14 protein-coding genes are annotated in these 16,112 nt (G+C 69.1%); 13 read left to right on the top strand and 1 reads right to left on the bottom strand.

The annotated features are described in order from the left end of the window. Positions 1-5 precede the first annotated feature (5 nt). The 4 genes from gcvT to lipA are packed head-to-tail and all read left to right on the top strand — an operon-like array spanning position 6 to position 3,767. Positions 6-1,109, top strand: a complete 1,104-nt coding sequence (gcvT, locus tag ACYVIO_RS17230) for a glycine cleavage system aminomethyltransferase GcvT (protein WP_460651783.1) — start codon at positions 6-8, stop codon at positions 1,107-1,109. A 9-nt stretch (positions 1,110-1,118) separates the two neighbouring features. Beyond that, on the top strand, positions 1,119-1,499 hold the full coding sequence (gcvH, locus tag ACYVIO_RS17235; RefSeq protein WP_460651784.1) for a glycine cleavage system protein GcvH: 381 nt from the start codon (positions 1,119-1,121) through the stop codon (positions 1,497-1,499). Next, a complete protein-coding gene (glyA, locus tag ACYVIO_RS17240) occupies positions 1,496-2,788 on the top strand; it encodes a serine hydroxymethyltransferase (RefSeq protein WP_460651785.1) in 1,293 nt (430 codons plus the stop codon). Before gcvH ends, glyA begins: the two co-directional genes overlap by 4 nt. A 4-nt stretch (positions 2,789-2,792) precedes the next feature. Continuing rightward, positions 2,793-3,767 (top strand): lipoyl synthase, encoded by a 975-nt coding sequence (gene lipA, locus ACYVIO_RS17245; RefSeq protein ID WP_460651786.1) that lies wholly within the window; start codon positions 2,793-2,795, stop codon positions 3,765-3,767. Here the strand turns inward: lipA and ACYVIO_RS17250 are convergent. After that, a complete protein-coding gene (locus ACYVIO_RS17250; RefSeq protein WP_460651787.1) occupies positions 3,708-4,463 on the bottom strand; it encodes an IclR family transcriptional regulator in 756 nt (251 codons plus the stop codon). The genes lipA and ACYVIO_RS17250 overlap by 60 nt on opposite strands. A gap of 190 nt (positions 4,464-4,653) precedes the next feature. Here ACYVIO_RS17250 and ACYVIO_RS17255 point away from each other — a divergent pair, with 190 nt between their 5' ends. From ACYVIO_RS17255 to rox, 9 genes are all read left to right on the top strand, one after another. Continuing rightward, positions 4,654-6,114: a nucleobase:cation symporter-2 family protein gene (locus ACYVIO_RS17255; RefSeq protein ID WP_460651788.1), complete on the top strand. Its 1,461-nt coding sequence runs from the start codon at positions 4,654-4,656 to the stop codon at positions 6,112-6,114. Between the two features lie 161 nt (positions 6,115-6,275). Next, positions 6,276-7,196 carry a sugar ABC transporter substrate-binding protein gene (locus tag ACYVIO_RS17260; protein WP_460651789.1) on the top strand — a complete coding sequence of 307 codons (921 nt, stop codon included), beginning with the start codon at positions 6,276-6,278 and terminating at the stop codon, positions 7,194-7,196. Positions 7,197-7,283: 87 nt separating this feature from the next. Further along, positions 7,284-8,588, top strand: a complete 1,305-nt coding sequence (locus tag ACYVIO_RS17265) for an amidohydrolase family protein (RefSeq protein WP_460651790.1) — start codon at positions 7,284-7,286, stop codon at positions 8,586-8,588. Beyond that, the gene (locus ACYVIO_RS17270) at positions 8,585-9,787 is read left to right on the top strand and encodes a threonine aldolase family protein (protein WP_460651791.1); all 1,203 of its coding nucleotides are present in this window, start codon (positions 8,585-8,587) and stop codon (positions 9,785-9,787) included. Before ACYVIO_RS17265 ends, ACYVIO_RS17270 begins: the two co-directional genes overlap by 4 nt. Then, the gene (gene hydA / locus ACYVIO_RS17275) at positions 9,780-11,195 is read left to right on the top strand and encodes a dihydropyrimidinase (RefSeq protein WP_460651792.1); all 1,416 of its coding nucleotides are present in this window, start codon (positions 9,780-9,782) and stop codon (positions 11,193-11,195) included. Before ACYVIO_RS17270 ends, hydA begins: the two co-directional genes overlap by 8 nt. A gap of 16 nt (positions 11,196-11,211) precedes the next feature. Then, on the top strand, positions 11,212-12,447 hold the full coding sequence (locus ACYVIO_RS17280; protein WP_460651793.1) for a hydantoinase/carbamoylase family amidase: 1,236 nt from the start codon (positions 11,212-11,214) through the stop codon (positions 12,445-12,447). Beyond that, a complete protein-coding gene (locus tag ACYVIO_RS17285) occupies positions 12,447-13,841 on the top strand; it encodes a uracil-xanthine permease family protein (protein ID WP_460651794.1) in 1,395 nt (464 codons plus the stop codon). The genes ACYVIO_RS17280 and ACYVIO_RS17285 overlap by 1 nt, the downstream gene beginning before the upstream one ends. Before the next feature lie 53 nt (positions 13,842-13,894). Further along, complete coding sequence (locus tag ACYVIO_RS17290) at positions 13,895-14,548, top strand: GntR family transcriptional regulator (RefSeq protein WP_460651795.1); 654 nt, start codon at positions 13,895-13,897, stop codon at positions 14,546-14,548. A gap of 142 nt (positions 14,549-14,690) precedes the next feature. Then, complete coding sequence (rox, locus tag ACYVIO_RS17295) at positions 14,691-16,109, top strand: rifampin monooxygenase (RefSeq protein WP_460651796.1); 1,419 nt, start codon at positions 14,691-14,693, stop codon at positions 16,107-16,109. Positions 16,110-16,112: the final 3 nt, after the last annotated feature.

A 16,112-nucleotide genomic window follows, 5' to 3' on the forward strand; every position in this document is an offset into this window, starting at 1 on the left:
AACACATGGCCACCAAGTACACCGCACTCCGGACCGAGCACGAGCGGCTCGGCGCGAGCTTCACCGACTTCGGCGGCTGGCAGATGCCGCTCAAGTACCGCTCCGAGCTGGCCGAGCACCACGCCGTACGACGCTCTGCCGGCCTCTTCGACCTGTCCCACATGGGTGAGGTCTGGGTGACCGGCCCGGACGCCGCCGCGTTCCTCGACCACGCCCTGGTCGGCAAGATCTCGGCGATGGCGGTCGGCAAGGCGAAGTACTCGCTGATCTGCGCCGAGGACGGTGGCGTGATCGACGACCTGATCACCTACCGGCGCCCCGAGTCGTTCCTCGTCGTCCCCAACGCGGGCAACGCCGAAACAGTCGTCGCCGCGTTGAGCGAGCGGGCGAAGAACTTCGACGTCACCGTCGACGACGCCTCGGCGCGCACCTCGCTGATCGCCGTCCAGGGCCCGAAGGCCGAGGCGATCCTGCTCCGGCTGATCCCGGCCGAGCAGCAGGAGCTTCTGACCACGCTCAAGTACTACGCGGCGGTCGAGATCACCGTGACCGACCTGAACCTGCTGGTCGCGCGGACCGGCTACACCGGTGAGGACGGCTTCGAGATCTTCGTCGCGAACGACGATGCCACCGACGTCTGGCGCGCGATCGAGGCCGCCGCCGAGGACGGCGAACTGACCCCGTCCGGTCTTGCCGCCCGGGACTCGCTCCGGCTGGAGGCCGGGATGCCGCTCTACGGCAACGAACTCTCCCGCGACGGAGACCCGTTCGCGGCCGGCCTCGGCGGAGTCGTTGCGCTGAGCAAGGAAGACTTCGTGGGCAAGGAATCCCTTGCCCACCGCAAGGAAGCGGGCTCGGCCCGCAAGCTCGTCGGTCTGACCGGCGCCGGCCGCCGGGCGCCGCGCAGCCACTACCCGGTCCTCAAGGACGGCGTCGTCGTCGGCGAGATCACCTCCGGCCAGCCCAGCCCGACGCTCGGCGTACCGGTTGCTCTGGCGTACGTCGACGTCGAGCACGCCGAGCCGGGAACCGCACTGCACGTCGACCTGCGCGGGACGCCCGAGCCGTTCGAAGTGACCGCTCTGCCCTTCTACCAGCGCCAGAAGTGAGGACCGACCATGCCAACAGTCAAGGCTGGACTGCAGTACTCCGACGAGCACGAGTGGGTCGCCCGCGAGGAGGCCGGGACCGTCGCGGTCGGGATCTCCGCGATCGCCACCGACGCCCTCGGTGACATCGTGTACGTCGAGCTGCCCGAGGTCGGCAGCACCGTGACCGCGGGCGAGAGCTGCGGCGAGGTGGAGTCCACCAAGTCCGTCTCCGAGCTGTACTCCCCGGTCTCCGGCGAGATCACCGAGGTCAACCCGGCCGTCACCGAGGACCCCGCGGCGATCAACGAGGACCCGTACGGCGTGTGGCTGTTCAAGGTGAACGCCACCGAGGACGGTCCGCTGCTGTCGGCCGAGGACTACGCGGCCAAGCACGGCGGTGAACTGTGAGCACCTTCCAGCAGGTCGTTGCCCCGAGCCTCGATGCGCGGCTGGCCGACCTCGACCCGGAGATCGCGGCGAAGATCGCCGACGAGCTGACCCGGCAGCGCGACGGCCTGGAGATGATCGCCTCGGAGAACCACACCGCGGCGGCCGTCATGCAGGCGCAGGGCTCGGTGCTCACCAACAAGTACGCCGAGGGCTACCCGGGCCGCCGGTACTACGGCGGCTGCGAGCACGTCGACGTGATCGAGCAGCTGGCGATCGACCGGGTCAAGGCGCTGTTCGGCGCGGCGTACGCGAACGTTCAGCCGCACTCGGGCGCGCAGGCGAACGCGTCCGTCATGCACGCACTGATCCGCCCGGGCGACACGATCATGGGCCTCAACCTCGCCCACGGCGGGCACCTCACGCACGGCATGAAGATCAACTTCTCCGGCCGCCTGTACGACGTGATCCCGTACCAGGTGCGCCCGGACGACCACCGGATCGACATGGCCGAGGTCGAGCGGCTCGCGCACGAGCACCGGCCGAAGCTGATCGTGGCCGGCTGGTCGGCGTACGCGCGGCACCTGGACTTCGCCGAGTTCCGGCGCATCGCCGATGCCGTCGACGCCTACCTGATGGTCGACATGGCGCACTTCGCCGGTCTGGTCGCGGCCGGGCTGCACCCGTCGCCGGTGCCGCACGCGCACGTCACCACGTCGACGACGCACAAGACGCTGGCTGGTCCGCGCGGCGGGATCATCCTCACCAATGACGCGGACCTGGCCAAGAAGATCAACTCGGCGGTCTTCCCTGGCCAGCAGGGCGGGCCGCTCGAGCACGTGATCGCGGGCAAGGCGGTGTCGTTCAAGATCGCCGCGTCCGAGGAGTTCCGCGAGCGCCAGGAGCGGGTGCTGGCGGGCGCACGGATCCTGGCCGAGCGGCTGAACCGGCCGGAGGTCGCCAAGCACGGCATCTCCGTGGTCTCCGGCGGCACCGACGTCCACCTCGTGCTGGTCGACCTGCGCGACTGCGTGCTCGACGGGCAGCAGGCCGAGGACCGGCTGGCCTCGATCGACATCACCGTCAACCGCAACGCCGTACCGTTCGATCCGCGGCCGCCGATGGTGACGTCCGGCCTGAGGATCGGTACGCCGGCGCTGGCGACGCGTGGGTTCGGCGAGGAGGCGTTCGTCGAGGTGGCCGACATCATCGCCGAGGCGCTGACGGCCGACGCCGAGGCTGACCTGTCGGATCTGCGCCGGCGGGTCGCCGTACTGGCTGCCGCTCATCCGCTGTACGCCGGGGAGTAGGGCCGTGGCCGTACCGCCGGAAGGCCGCAAGCTGCTGCGGATCGAGCAACGCAACGCGGCTGTACCGGTCGCGCGCAAGCCGGAGTGGATCCGCACGAAGGTGAAGATGGGTCCGGAGTACGTCGGGCTCAAGCAACTGGTCCGCAAGGAAGGGCTCAACACGGTCTGCGAGCAGGCCGGCTGCCCGAACATCTTCGAGTGCTGGGAGGACCGAGAGGCGACGTTCCTGATCGGTGGGTCGGAGTGCACCCGGCGGTGCGACTTCTGCCAGATCGACACCGGACGGCCCTCGCCGGTCGACCTGTTCGAACCGACCAAGGTCGCCCGCTCGGTCGCGACGATGGGCTTGCGCTACGCGACCGTGACAGGCGTGGCCCGGGACGATCTCGAGGACGAAGGCGTCTGGCTGTACGCCGAGACCGTGCGCAAGATCCACGAGCTCAACCCGGGCACCGGCGTCGAGCTGCTGGTGCCGGACTTCTCGGGCAAGCCGGAGCACATCAAGGCGATCTGCGACGCGGCGCCGGAGGTGTTCGCGCACAACGTCGAGACGGTGCCGCGGATCTTCAAGCGGATCCGGCCGGCGTTCCGGTACGAGCGGTCGCTGGACGTCATCACCCAGGCGAAGGCGCTCGGGATGGTGACCAAGTCCAACCTGATCCTCGGGATGGGGGAGACGCGTTCGGAGGTCGCCGAAGCGCTGCGGGACCTGCACGGCGCGGGGTGCGACCTGATCACGATCACGCAGTACCTGCGGCCGTCGGAGCGGCACCTGCCGGTGGATCGGTGGGTGAAGCCGCAGGAGTTCGTCGAGCTGCGCGAGGAGGCCGAGGAGATCGGCTTCCTCGGCGTACTGAGCGGGCCGCTCGTACGGTCGTCGTACCGGGCCGGGCGACTGTGGGCCGAGGCCTGCCGGAAGCTAGGCCGCGGGACGAACGGACTGCTGGAGGACGCGGACCATCGCGAGGAGCTGGCCTGAGAACACCTTGATGTGCGGCTCGACGCGTGCCGCCGGGCCGGACAGGTTGACGGCTGCGGTGATGTGGCCGGAGCAGTCCCGGACGGCGGCACCGATGCCGACCAGTTCGGGGTCGAAGATGCGGTTGGCAACGGTGTAGCCGAGCGTGCGGGCGGACCGGACCTGCTGGAGGTAGTCGTCGGCCGCGCGGCCGACGATGCCGTGCGGACCACGGCGGACGATCTCGAGGATGTGGTCGTCGTCGTGGTCCAGCAGCAGGGCCATCCCGCTCGAACAGCGGCCCACCGGGACAGTGCGGCCGGCCCAGCCGGTGGCCTCGATCGACCGGTGGGCGCTCTCGGAGTGCACGGTCAGCACCTCGCCGTCGCTGAGCACGGTGAGGTAGCTGCGTTCGCGCACCATCGCGGTGAGCCGGAACATCAGCGGTACGGCGGTCTGCGTCAGCTGGCGGTCGCCGGCGCGCAGCGCGAGCGCGAACAGGCGCCAGCTCAGCTTGTAGCGGCCTTCCTCGTCGCGGGTGACCAAGCCGCTGTCGCGCAGGCTGCTGAGCTGCCGGGAGACGACGGATCGTTCCCGGCACAGGATCCTGGCGACGTCGGAGACGGTCATCCCGTCGGGGAACCGGCGGGGCTCGGCCGCACCGAGAGCCTCCAGTACGGCCATCACGCGGGCTGCGCCGCTCTGCTTGGTCTCCATGACAACTCCTGTGATTTGGGATCCCAAATCACGCTAGATCTCGCGGACCGGCCTGTCAACGACCTGGCTGTCGATCACCGGTCGCTGAAAGTAGCCGCAAAATAAGGGATATCCACGCAGGAGCTCGAGCCCTTGACGGTGACGCACGCCATACTTACTGTTTTGGGATCCCAAGCCTGGAGGTCCCCTGATGTCCCAGTTCGACCCGGCCCGGCCCGAAGACGAGCGGCTCCCGCTGGTGAGCACCTTCGCGTACGGCTTCCAGCACGTCCTCAGCATGTACGGCGGCATCATCGCCGTCCCCCTGGTCGTCGGCCAAGCGGCCGGCCTGTCCCCGGCCGACATCGGCGTCCTGATCGCCGCGGCGCTGTTCGTCGGTGGTCTGGCGACGCTCCTGCAGACGCTCGGACTGCCGTACCTGGGCTGCCGGTTGCCGCTGGTGCAGGGGGTGTCGTTCTCCAGCGTCGCCACGATGGTTGCCATCGTCACCGGTGGCGGCGGGCTGTCAGCGGTCTTCGGCGCGGTGATCGTGTCGGCGGTGGTCGGGCTGCTGATCGCGCCGGTGTTCTCGAAGGTGGTCCGGTTCTTCCCGCCGGTCGTCACCGGCACGGTGATCACGACCATCGGACTGACGCTGATGCCGGTCGCCGCGAACTGGGCGATGGGTGGCAACCGCCGGGCCGACGACTACGGCAGCGTCAGCAACCTCCTGCTGGCGGCGGTGACGCTGATCCTCGTGCTGGTGCTGAGCAAGGTAGGAATCGCCGCGATCTCGCGGCTGTCGATCCTGCTCGCTGTGGTGCTCGGGACGTTCATCGCCGTGGCCGTCGGCAAGACCGACTTCTCCGGGGTCGGCACCGGTGCGATCGTCGCGTTCCCGACACCGTTCCACCTGGGGGCGCCGACCTTCGAGGTGGCGGCGATCATCGCGATGCTGATCGTGATGCTGGTGATCCTGACCGAGACGATGGCCGACATCCTCGCGGTCGGCGAGATCATCGGCACCAAGACCGACTCGAAGCGGATCGCGGCCGGGCTGCGCGCGGACATGGCGTCGAGCCTGATCGCGCCGATCTTCGGGTCGTTCCCGCAGAGTGCGTTCGCGCAGAACGTCGGGCTGGTCGCCGTCACGAAGGTCAAGAGCCGGTTCGTGGTGGCGGCCGGTGGGTTGATCCTGGTGCTGCTCGGGTTGCTGCCGGTCCTGGGGCGGGTCGTCGCGGCTGTTCCCACGGCGGTCCTGGGTGGTGCGGGCATCGTGTTGTTCGGCACGGTCGCGGCGAGTGGGATCCGGACGCTGGCCAAGGTCGAGTACCGCGACAACATGAACCTGATCATCGTGGCGACGTCGATCGGCTTCGGGATGATCCCGATCGCGGCGCCGACGTTCTACGACAACGCGCCGGACTGGTTCGGCACGATCTTCCACTCCGGCATCAGTTCGTCGGCGGTGATGGCGATCTCGCTGAACCTCTTGTTCAACCACCTGAAGGTCGGCAACTCCCACGACCAGTCGTTGATGGTCGCCGGCACCGGGCGGGTGGTCACCGAGCAGGACCTGGACTGCCTGCTCGAGGGCGACCGCTACGAGAACGGCAAGCTGATCGACTGCAACGGCGTGGAAGTGCCGATCGCACCCAGCAACGCGCACTGAAAGACCCACCGGAAGGCACACCTCGGCAGAGGTGTGCCTTCTTTTCTGTTGCCCTCTACAACTAAAAAAAGTCTTGTGGTGCAGGGAATGCACGACCTTCTCGCTCTTCCTTCCCGCGGATGGTTTTCTCGTTCCACCAACCCCGGATCGAGGAGAGCACCATGAGTGTTGGCGACGGCAAGATCATCGCGAGCATGACCAACGGGTTCAACATCTACACCCGGTACCTGTCGAGCGGCGTGCAGAAGGCACTGGAGGGCACCGGCTACGGCTACGTCGGCCGGCAGTCCGGTTTCGACCAGAACCGCGAGCTGGCCAACTTCGAGGAGCTGATCGAGCTCGGCGTCGACGGCATCGTGATCATGCCGCACCAGCTGGAGTCCGGCGCCAAGGGCGCCCGGCTCGCCGCCGAGGCCGGCATCCCCGTGGTCAGCCTGCTGCGGTTCGGCCCCGGCCCGATGGACGACTACATCGTCGGCTCGGTCCGCCAGGACGCCCGCGTCGCGGACATCGCCGAGTGGGTCACCAAGAACACCGACCCGTGCGAGGTCCTGCTGGTCCCGAGCGTGCTCGGCCAGGGCTTCAGCGAGACCTACACCAAGACCCTGGAGGAAGCCTTCGCGAAGTTCGGGGGAGACCAGTGGAAGATCGTCGGTCAGGCCGAGGGCCGCTACGACCGGTTCAAGTCCCGCGCCGCTGTCGACGGCCTGCTCCGCGAGCACCCGAACGCCAAGGTGATCATCGACTACGCCGCCGAGATGGCGATCGGCATCGCGCAGTACCTGAAGGCGACCGGTCGCGACGACATCGTCACGATCACCAGTGACTGCACCGAGGAAATGGTGCCGTGGGTGAAGAACGGCGGGATCACCGCGACCCGCTACTACTCGCCGGCCTGGCACGGCCTGACCGGCGCCCAGGTGCTGCGCAACTACCTGGAGAACGGGCAGGTCAAGCAGCTGGAGGCGGTCGAGGTTCCGGTCGCCGACGTGATCGTCACCAAGGACAACATCGACGAGTGGACCACGAAGCAGCCGATCTGCTACGAGGAGTACTTCGCCAACGTGGTCCGGATCCCGTAGCCCCTGCCCGGACCGTCGATTCCCCCTGTGCTGCCGCGGGCTTCCGGCGCGGCAGCACAGGGCGGAAGCAAGAAAGGCGAAGACATCGTGAACGACCTGCTGCTCGAGGAAGCCCGCCTCTGGACGGGTGGTCCTGTGCAGAACCTCCGCATCCAGGACGGCCGCATCGCCGCGGTTCAGTCTGCGTCCGATCAGCAGCACCGGTTGACACCGGCGCGCACCATTCGGTTGGACGGGCGGCTCGTCTTTCCTGGGTTCGTCAACGCGCACGCGCACCTGGACAAGGCGATGATGGCGTCCCGGTTCGAGAACGCGAGCGGGACCATCGACGAGGTCCGCCGGAACATGCGGTCGGCCAAGGCCGCGTTCACCGCGGACGACGTACTGGAGCGTGCGACCAAGGCCCTGCGCCGGTGCGTCGCGCACGGGGTCACGGCGGTCCGCACCCACGTCGACATCGACCCGACGGTCGGGCTGACCAGCCTGCGCGCGCTGATGACGCTCAAGCACGAGTTCCGCGACGCGATCGACCTGCAGCTCGTCGCCTTCCCGCAGGAAGGGATCGAGGAGTTCCCCGGCACCGAGGACCTGCTGCGGTCGGCGCTCGAGCTCGGCGCCGACGTGATCGGCGGGCACCCGAGCATCTCGGCCGGTACGGCGATGCTGAGGAAACAAGTCGACATCGTGTTCCGGCTGGCCAAGGAGTTCGACGTCGACATCGACTTCCACACCGACTTCGGGATCGACCGCGACCACACCGCGGAGGTGTCCCGGCACGCCGACGGCCGCGAGTACCCGGACAGCCTCGGCGCGGTCTACATCGCCCGCAAGACGATCGAGGCGAACTACCAGGGCCGGGTCGTCGCGAGTCACCTGTGCGGACTGGACATGGTGCCGCCGAAGCTGCGGCACAACGTGTGTGAGCTGCTCAGCGAAGCGGGTGTCGCGGTGGTCGCGGCGCCGGCGAGCAACCTGTACGGCAACGGCCGGGACGACCGGGTCGGCGCTCGCCGCGGGGTCACGCGGCTGACGGACCTGCTGGCGGCCGGCGTACGGGTTGCTGTGGGGACCGACAACATTCGCGACCCGTTCGATCCGTTCGGGAACACGGATCTGATCCAGAACGCCGTACTGGCTTCGTTGGCTTGTCATCTGGTGACCGAGCAGGACTTCCTGAAGATGCTCGCGCTGCACACGGTCGGGGCGGCGGACGTGATCGGGCTGGCCGACTACGGGCTGACGCCTGGTGACGAGGCTTCGCTCGTCGTCCTCGAAGCACGGTCGCTGTCGGACCTGCTGGATGGAGACACCGCCAGGCGCTTGGTGCTGAAGCGTGGACGGTCGGTCGGACCTGAGCCGCTGCGTCCGTTGGAGGAGGTGACGCACGCATGAGCGAGAGGCACGACCTGGCCATGAGCAGTCCGCGCGGCGACACTACGGCCACGCTCGATCTGCGCAGCGACACGGTGACCAGGCCGACGGCTCGGATGCGGGCCGCGATGGCTGCGGCCGAGGTCGGTGACGACGTCTTCGGTGAGGACCCGACTGTTCGAGCGCTTGAAGAGCTGAGTGCTGGGCTGCTCGGCAAGGACGCCGGTCTGTTCGTTCCGTCGGGGACGATGGCCAACCAGTTGGCGATCCTTTGTCTGAGCGGGCGCGCCCGGGCGGCGATCGTGCTGGAACACTCACACCTGCAACGGATGGAACGTGCGGCGGTTGCCGTGTTGATGGGTGTGCCGCTGCTGCCGGTTGCTGTTGGCAACGGGGTGTTCGACGAGGCGGAGCTGGAGGACTCGCTCGCGCGGGTGGCGCCGATCCAGATGCCGAAGCTGGGGCTGCTCTGTCTGGAGAACACCTACGACCTCAATCGGGGGCTGGTGATCTCGGCCTCGGACACCGACGCGATGGCGTTGCTCGGGCGGAAGCTGCAGGTGCCCACGTTCCTCGACGGTGCGCGGATCTTCAACGCGGCCGTCGCGCTCGGGCGGCCGGTGGACGAGCTGACGCGGTCGGTCGACGCTGTGCAGTTCTGTCTGTCCAAGGGGCTGTCGAGCCCGATCGGCTCGGTGCTGGTCGGAGATCGAGACTTCATCGCCGAGGCGAGATGGCTTCGGCAGCAGCTCGGCGGCGGGTGGCGCCAGGCGGGCGTGATCGCAGCTGCCGGGCTGGTCGCGCTCGAAGAGATGATCCCGCGCCTGGCCGACGACCATGAGCGGGCCCGCCGGCTCGGGCAGTTGCTCGCCGGCGCAGGACTTGATGTCGACCTCGGACAGATCCACACCAACATCGTCCAAGCAGGCCTCGACCATCCCGCCGAGGAGTTCGTCGCGGCGATGCGCGCCCGCGGGGTGCTGGTGAAGCCGATCGGCTCGCGCGCCGTCCGGCTGGTGGTGCACCGGGAGATCACCGACGCGGACCTGCCCGTGATCGCCGCTGCCGCAGAAGCCGCGAGCAGCCGACGCGCAGCCGACGCGCCCGATGCCGCGAGCAACCGACGCGCAGCCGACGCGCCCGATGCGGCGACCAACCGACGCGCGGCCGCCGTACCGGATGTCGTCAGCAACCAACTGTCAGGAGTGGACCATGTTTGACCTCCTTGTCACCAACGGGCAGCTCGTCACCGCCGAGGAGGTCTTCTTCGGCGACATTGGCATCACCGGCGGCAAGATCGTCGAGGTCGGCGCCCCGGGGACGCTGTCGGGTGCGACAGAGACGATCGACGCCGAGGGGCTGCTCGTCCTGCCGGGGCTGGTCGACCCGCACGTGCACTTCGGGCACCGCGTGAAGCTCGAGCACGGCTGGGTCGAGGCACTGGACGACTTCGCGACCGGTACGGCGTTCGCCGCGACGGGTGGGACGACCACCGTGATCGACTTCGCCGTCCAGCGCGAGAACGACGTGGTAGAGGCGATCAACGGCCGTCGTGCGGAGACCGAGCCGGGAGCAGTCGTCGACTTCTCCCTGCACACGGTCCTGACCAGTTCGACGCCCGAAACGGTGAAGGACCTGCCCGGCCTGATCGCGACCGGCTTCCCGACGTTCAAGCTCTACATGCTCTACAAGGCACAGGGCCGGATGGGCGACGACGCCTTGCTGCTGGCGGCTCTGGAGGCGTCGGCGCGCTTCGACGGTATGACGATCGTGCACGCCGAGAACGCCGCGATGATGGAGTTCAACACCGCGAGCCTGGTCGCCGACGCGAGTACGAGCGCGGCCGACTTCGCCCGGACCAAGCCGAACATCGCCGAGGCCGAGGCGATCAACCGGGCGCTGTTCCTCGCCGAGCAGACCGGCGCGAGCCTGTACGTCTTCCACGTGTCGACCCGCCAGGGTGCCGAGGAGATCCGGCGCGCGCAGGACCGCGGGGTCGAGGCGTACGCCGAGACCTGCCCGCACTACCTGACCCTCACCGAGTCGGCCCTCGCCGGACCCAACGGCCACCGCTACCTGTGCAGCCCGCCGCTGCGGACGACCGAGGACTCGGACGCGTTGTGGCGGGCCTTGGCCGAAGGCGTGATCCAGGTCGTCAGCTCCGACCACTGCGGGTACGGCGCGGAGGTCAAGGACCTCGGTCGCGACGACTTCCGCCGCGGCGCGAACGGGCTGCCGGGGGCAGGCCTGCGGCTCCAACTCATTCACACGTACGGCGTACTGGCGGGCCGGCTCAGCCTGAGCGAGATGGTCAGCCTGCTCAGCACGAACCCGGCCCGGCTGTTCGGGCTCGCGCCGGCCAAGGGAACGCTCCGGCCCGGCGCCGACGCGGATCTCGTGCTCTTCGACCCGTCGTTGCGGCGGGTGGTGCGTTCGACCGAGCTGGAGACGCCGGTCGACTGGTCGCCGTACGAGGGCATGGAGCTGACCGGGTGGCCGGTCCTGACGCTGTCGCGCGGCGAGGTCATCGCGCGGGACGGCAAGTGCCTCGCCGAGCCCGGCCGCGGGCAGCTCGTCCATCGCAAGTCGGCCGGGGCCGCAGCCCTCGACGCCGCGCATCGACACTAGAGACAGGGAGATCGCGATGAGCGACACCATCGAGAACTTCGAGCACGCCGCCGCCAAGATGCTCGACCAGCTCTACGCACTCGGTGCGCAGGACGACGGCGGCACCTACCGGTCGCTCTACGACCCGGCCTGGACCGAGGCCCAGGAACTGATCAAGGGCTGGATGGTCGAGCGGGACCTGGAGGTCCGGGTCGATGCGGTCGGCAACATCATCGGGCGGTTGCCGGGGACAACCGACGAACCGGTCGTTGCCACCGGCTCGCACATGGACACGGTCCGCAACGGCGGCCGGCTCGACGGCGCGTACGGCGTGGTCGGCAGCATCCTCGCGGTCGGTGCCCTCGGCAAGTCGTCCGGCCGGCCCGCGCGCACGCTGGAGGTCGTCGTCCTGTGCGAGGAGGAGGGGAGCCGGTTCACCAACCATTACTGGGGTTCCCGGTCGATCGTCGGGCTGACCGATCGAGAAGAGGCCGAGCAGAGCATCGACAAGGCCGGGGTCTCACTCGCGACGGCGATGCGGGGGTTCGGGCTCGACCCGGGCAACATCGCGGCGGCCCGGCGTACGGACATCGCGTACTTCGTCGAGCTGCACGTCGAGCAGGGCGGGATCCTGGAGAGCGAAGGACTCGACCTCGCGGTCGTCACGGCGATCACCGGCATCACCCGCTGGGACGTCACGGTGACCGGCGAGGCCAACCACGCCGGGACGACGCCGATGAACCTGCGCCGGGACGCGCTGGCCGGAGTGGCCGAGATGGTGTCCGTGGTCGAGCGATCGGCCCTGAACGCGGGACCACCGGCGGTCGCGACCGTGGGTCGGCTGGCGGTGACGCCCGACCAGATCAACGTCGTACCGGGCAAGGTGCAGTTCACGGTCGAGCTGCGGACACCCGATCGCGAGCAGCAGGTCGCGACGCAGCAGGCGATCGAGACCGGTCTCGCCGAGGTGGCCGAGCGGCGAGGGCTCGGGATCGACCTGGTCCTGCAGCACGACCACGAGCCGGTGCTGATGAACGACGAGGTGATCGCGGCGATCACGCGGACGCTGGACGAGAGCGGGCTGCCGTACCGGCCGCTGTCGAGCGGTGCCGGGCACGACACCCAGCTGTTCTCGCAGATCGCGAAGGTCGGGATGATCTTTACCTCGTCGAAGGGCGGGATCAGCCACTCGCCGCTGGAGGACACCGATCCGCGCGCGCTCGGTGAGGGCGTCGCGATCCTGGCCAGCGCGCTGCGTCGCCTGGCGTACTGATGTCGCTCGGGTGGAAGGTCCACGGCGACGGCAAGCACCTCGCGCCCGACGAGTCGGTGGCGCCTGACGAGCGGTTGTCCTGGCCGCGGACGGCGGGCCTCGGTGTGCAGCACGTCGCGTCGATGTTCGGTCCGACGTTCGTCGTACCGCTGCTGATGGGACTGGACGCGCGGCTGGCGGTGATGATGAGCGGGATCACCACGATCCTGTTCCTGCTGGTCGTTCGCGGGCGGGTGCCGTCGTACCTCGGGACGAGTGGCGCGTTCGTCGGTGCGGTGGTCGTCGTACGGGCGCAGCCGGGATCGGGGTCGGCCGAGGTGACCGGCGCGATCCTGGTCGCAGGGGTCGTGCTGATGCTGCTCGGCGTACTGATCCATCGGGCCGGGACCGGCGTGATCAACCGGTTGCTGCCGCCGGCGGTGACCGGGGCGATCCTGATGATGATCGGGTTCAACCTCGCGCCGGTGGTCGCGCACACGCACTGGCCGCAGGACCAGTGGGTCGCGCTGCTGGTCATGGTGTTCACGCTCGTCTGCGCGGTCGGGCTGCGTGGGTTCCTGGGCCGGATCTCGATCCTGCTCGGACTGGTCTTCGGGTACGTGCTGTCGTGGGTGCTGGACATCGTGTCCGGTCCGATCACGTCGCTCGACCCCGCGCTCGGACAGGTCACCACGCACCTGCGGGTGAACTGGGACCAGGTGCGGTCGGTGGACTGGATCGGGTTGCCGACGGCAACGCTGCTCAGCCCGGACGGCCGGGAAGTCGTCGGCTGGCACCTGCCGAGCTTCTCGCTGGCCGCGATCCTGATCATCGTGCCGGCCGCCCTGGCGGTCACCGCGGAGACGGTCGGGCACGTCAAGGCGATCGCGGAGACGACCGGTGACGACCTCGATCCGCTGATCGGCCGCTCGGTGGTCGCCGTCGGACTCGGTACGGCGGTCGCGAGCTCGGTCGGCGGATCGCCGGTCACGACGTACGGCGAGAACATCAGCATCATGGCGGCGAACCGGGTGTTCTCGACCGCGACGTACTACGTGGCCGCGCTGATCGCGGTGCTGTTCGGGTTCTGCCCGAAGTTCGGGGCGCTGTTCGCGGCGCTGCCGGGCGGGGTGATGGCCGGGAGCACGGTGATCCTCTACGGAATGATCGGCCTGCTCGGCGCCCAACTCTGGAAGGAGAACAACGTCGATCTCGGCAACCTGATCAACCTGGTGCCGATCTCCGCCGCGGTGATCATCGGGATCGGCGACACCACGCTGCGGCTCGGGGACTCGTTCGCGCTGAGCGGGATCTCGCTGGGCGCGCTGGTGGCGATCGGTGGGTATCACCTGTGCCGGGCGATCGCTCCCCGGACCCTGGTGGACGGTATCGAGCGCGACGCGCGGACCCGATGAGGGCGCGGCCGCTGATCGACGCGCTGACGACCGGCGTACGGTTAGATGGAGCGATGGCGAGGTCCAGCAGCGTGTATCGGCACGAGGTGCCGCTCGGGGAGATCGTCGCGGACAAGATCCGGCGGCTGATCCTGAACGGGCACCTCCAGCCCGGCGCGCGCCTGGTCGAGCGGGACTTCGCGGCCCAGCTCGACGTGTCGCGGTCCCCGGTCCGCGAAGCGCTGCGGATCCTGGACCAGGAGGGCCTGGTCGAGAAGCTGCCGACCCGCGGGATCATCGTCAAGGAGCTGACCCGCCGCGAGGTGGTCGAGATCTTCGACATCCGCGAGGCGCTGGAGGGGATGGCGTCGCGACTGGCCGCCGAGCGGATCGCGGGCGGCGCGACCTGCAACCTCGAGCAGTTGGTCGCCGACTCCCGGGCCGCCCTGCAGGCCGACGACCTGGACGCCGTTCGCGAGGCGAACTGGGGTTTCCACGACGAGATCATCGCGTTCTCCGACAACGAGATCCTGCAGCAGATGCTGATCCCGCTGATGAGCCGGCTGCACTGGGTGCTGCGGCAGATCACGGACTTCCAGCGGATCGAGGTCGACCACCTGCGGCTGGCCGCCGCGATCGAGTCCGGCTATCCCGACCTGGCCGCGGCCGAAGCGCAGCAGCACGTCCGTACGTACCGGACGATCACGCTCGACCAGCTCTTCGGCTGACCCCGGGCGCGACAACGGCAGGAAGAAAGAATCTCCCTGCCGTAATTAGGTTATAGCGCAGGTGGGGACTTGCCGCAAGGCCCAGGTGGTGCTGCAGAATCCTGCGAGTTGCTGAACGACAGCTCGGGGAAATGGGGATTGTGTGACTGACGTACTGGTGGTGGGGAGCGGGCCGACGGGGTTGATGCTGGCGGCGGAGCTGCGGCTGCACGGGGTGGACGTGGTCGTGCTGGAGAAGGCCACCGAGCCGACCGAGGTGGTGCGGTCGTTGGGGCTGCACGCGCGGTCGATCGAGGTGATGGACCAGCGGGGGCTGCTGGAGCGGTTCCTCGCGGCCGGGCAGCGGCATCCGGTGACGGGCTTCTTCGCGGGGATCGCGAAGGCGTCGCCGCCGCGGCTGGACTCGGCGCACGCCTACACGCTGGGGATTCCGCAGCCGGTGACCGATCGGATCCTGGCCGAGCATGCGCTCGAGCTCGGGGCCGAGCTCCGGTACGGCTGCGAGGTGGTCGACCTGCGGCAGGACGAGCGGGGAGTGGACGTCGAGCTCGCGGACGGTCAGCGGCTGCGGGCCCGGTACGTCGTCGGGTGCGACGGCGGGCGCAGCACGGTGCGAAAGCTGCTGGGGATCGGGTTCCCGGGGGAGCCGTCGCAGGTGGACACGCTGCTGGGCGAGATGCGGGTGGGCGCGACGCTGGAAACGGTGAACGCCGTGCAGACCAAGATCCGCGAGACCGTGTGGCGGTTCGGGCTGATGCCGCTCCCGGACGGAGCCTGGCGGGTCGTCGTACCGGCCGAAGGCGTGACGGCGGACCGGTCCGTGCCGCCGGAGTTCGACGAGTTCAAGCGGCAACTGAAAGTTGTCGCGGGCACCGATTTCGGGGTGCACTCGCCGCGCTGGCTGTCGCGGTTCGGGGACGCCACGCGGCTGGCGGACCAGTACCAGGTCGACCGGGTGCTGCTGGCCGGCGACGCGGCGCACATCCACCCGCCGCTCGGCGGGCAGGGCCTCAACCTCGGGATCCAGGACGCGGTCAACCTCGGCTGGAAGCTGGCGGCCGAGCTGGACGGCTGGGCGCCGGCCGGATTGCTGGAGACCTACGAGGCCGAACGCCGTCCGGTGGCGGCCGACGTCCTGGACAACACGCGGGCGCAGGGCGTGCTGATGGCGCCGGAGGCCGGTCCGCAGGCGTTGCGGCGGCTGTTCGCGGAGTTGATGGACTTCGAGGAGGTCAACCGGCTCCTGACCGAGAAGATCGTCGCGACCAACATCCGGTACGACTTCGGCGACGGCCACGAGTTGCTCGGGCGGCGGCTGCGGGATCTGGAGCTGAAGGGCGGTCGGTTGTACACCCGGATGCACGAGGGGCGCGGTCTGCTGCTCGACCAGACCGGCCGGCTTTCGGTGGCCGGCTGGGAGGACCGCGTCGACCACGTGGTCGACGTCAGCGAGGAGTTGGACGCTCCCGCCGTACTGCTGCGACCGGACGGGTACGTCGCGTGGGTCGGTGAGGACCAGGCGGATCTGGCCGCTCATCTCACGCGCTGGTTCGGGCGCTAGCGG

It is taken from the genome of Kribbella endophytica (genome assembly GCF_054781295.1).

What these genes read in the sequence shown, in the direction of transcription:
- gcvT (WP_460651783.1), top strand. Translation starts at nt 6, where the DNA reads ATGGCCACCAAGTACACCGCACTCCGGACCGAGCACGAGCGGCTCGGC.
- ACYVIO_RS17255 (WP_460651788.1), top strand. Translation starts at nt 4,654, where the DNA reads ATGTCCCAGTTCGACCCGGCCCGGCCCGAAGACGAGCGGCTCCCGCTG.
- ACYVIO_RS17290 (WP_460651795.1), top strand. Translation starts at nt 13,895, where the DNA reads ATGGCGAGGTCCAGCAGCGTGTATCGGCACGAGGTGCCGCTCGGGGAG.
- ACYVIO_RS17260 (WP_460651789.1), top strand. Translation starts at nt 6,276, where the DNA reads ATGAGTGTTGGCGACGGCAAGATCATCGCGAGCATGACCAACGGGTTC.
- ACYVIO_RS17250 (WP_460651787.1), bottom strand. Translation starts at nt 4,463, where the DNA reads ATGGAGACCAAGCAGAGCGGCGCAGCCCGCGTGATGGCCGTACTGGAG.
- gcvH (WP_460651784.1), top strand. Translation starts at nt 1,119, where the DNA reads ATGCCAACAGTCAAGGCTGGACTGCAGTACTCCGACGAGCACGAGTGG.
- ACYVIO_RS17280 (WP_460651793.1), top strand. Translation starts at nt 11,212, where the DNA reads ATGAGCGACACCATCGAGAACTTCGAGCACGCCGCCGCCAAGATGCTC.
- ACYVIO_RS17270 (WP_460651791.1), top strand. Translation starts at nt 8,585, where the DNA reads ATGAGCGAGAGGCACGACCTGGCCATGAGCAGTCCGCGCGGCGACACT.
- hydA (WP_460651792.1), top strand. Translation starts at nt 9,780, where the DNA reads ATGTTTGACCTCCTTGTCACCAACGGGCAGCTCGTCACCGCCGAGGAG.
- ACYVIO_RS17285 (WP_460651794.1), top strand. Translation starts at nt 12,447, where the DNA reads ATGTCGCTCGGGTGGAAGGTCCACGGCGACGGCAAGCACCTCGCGCCC.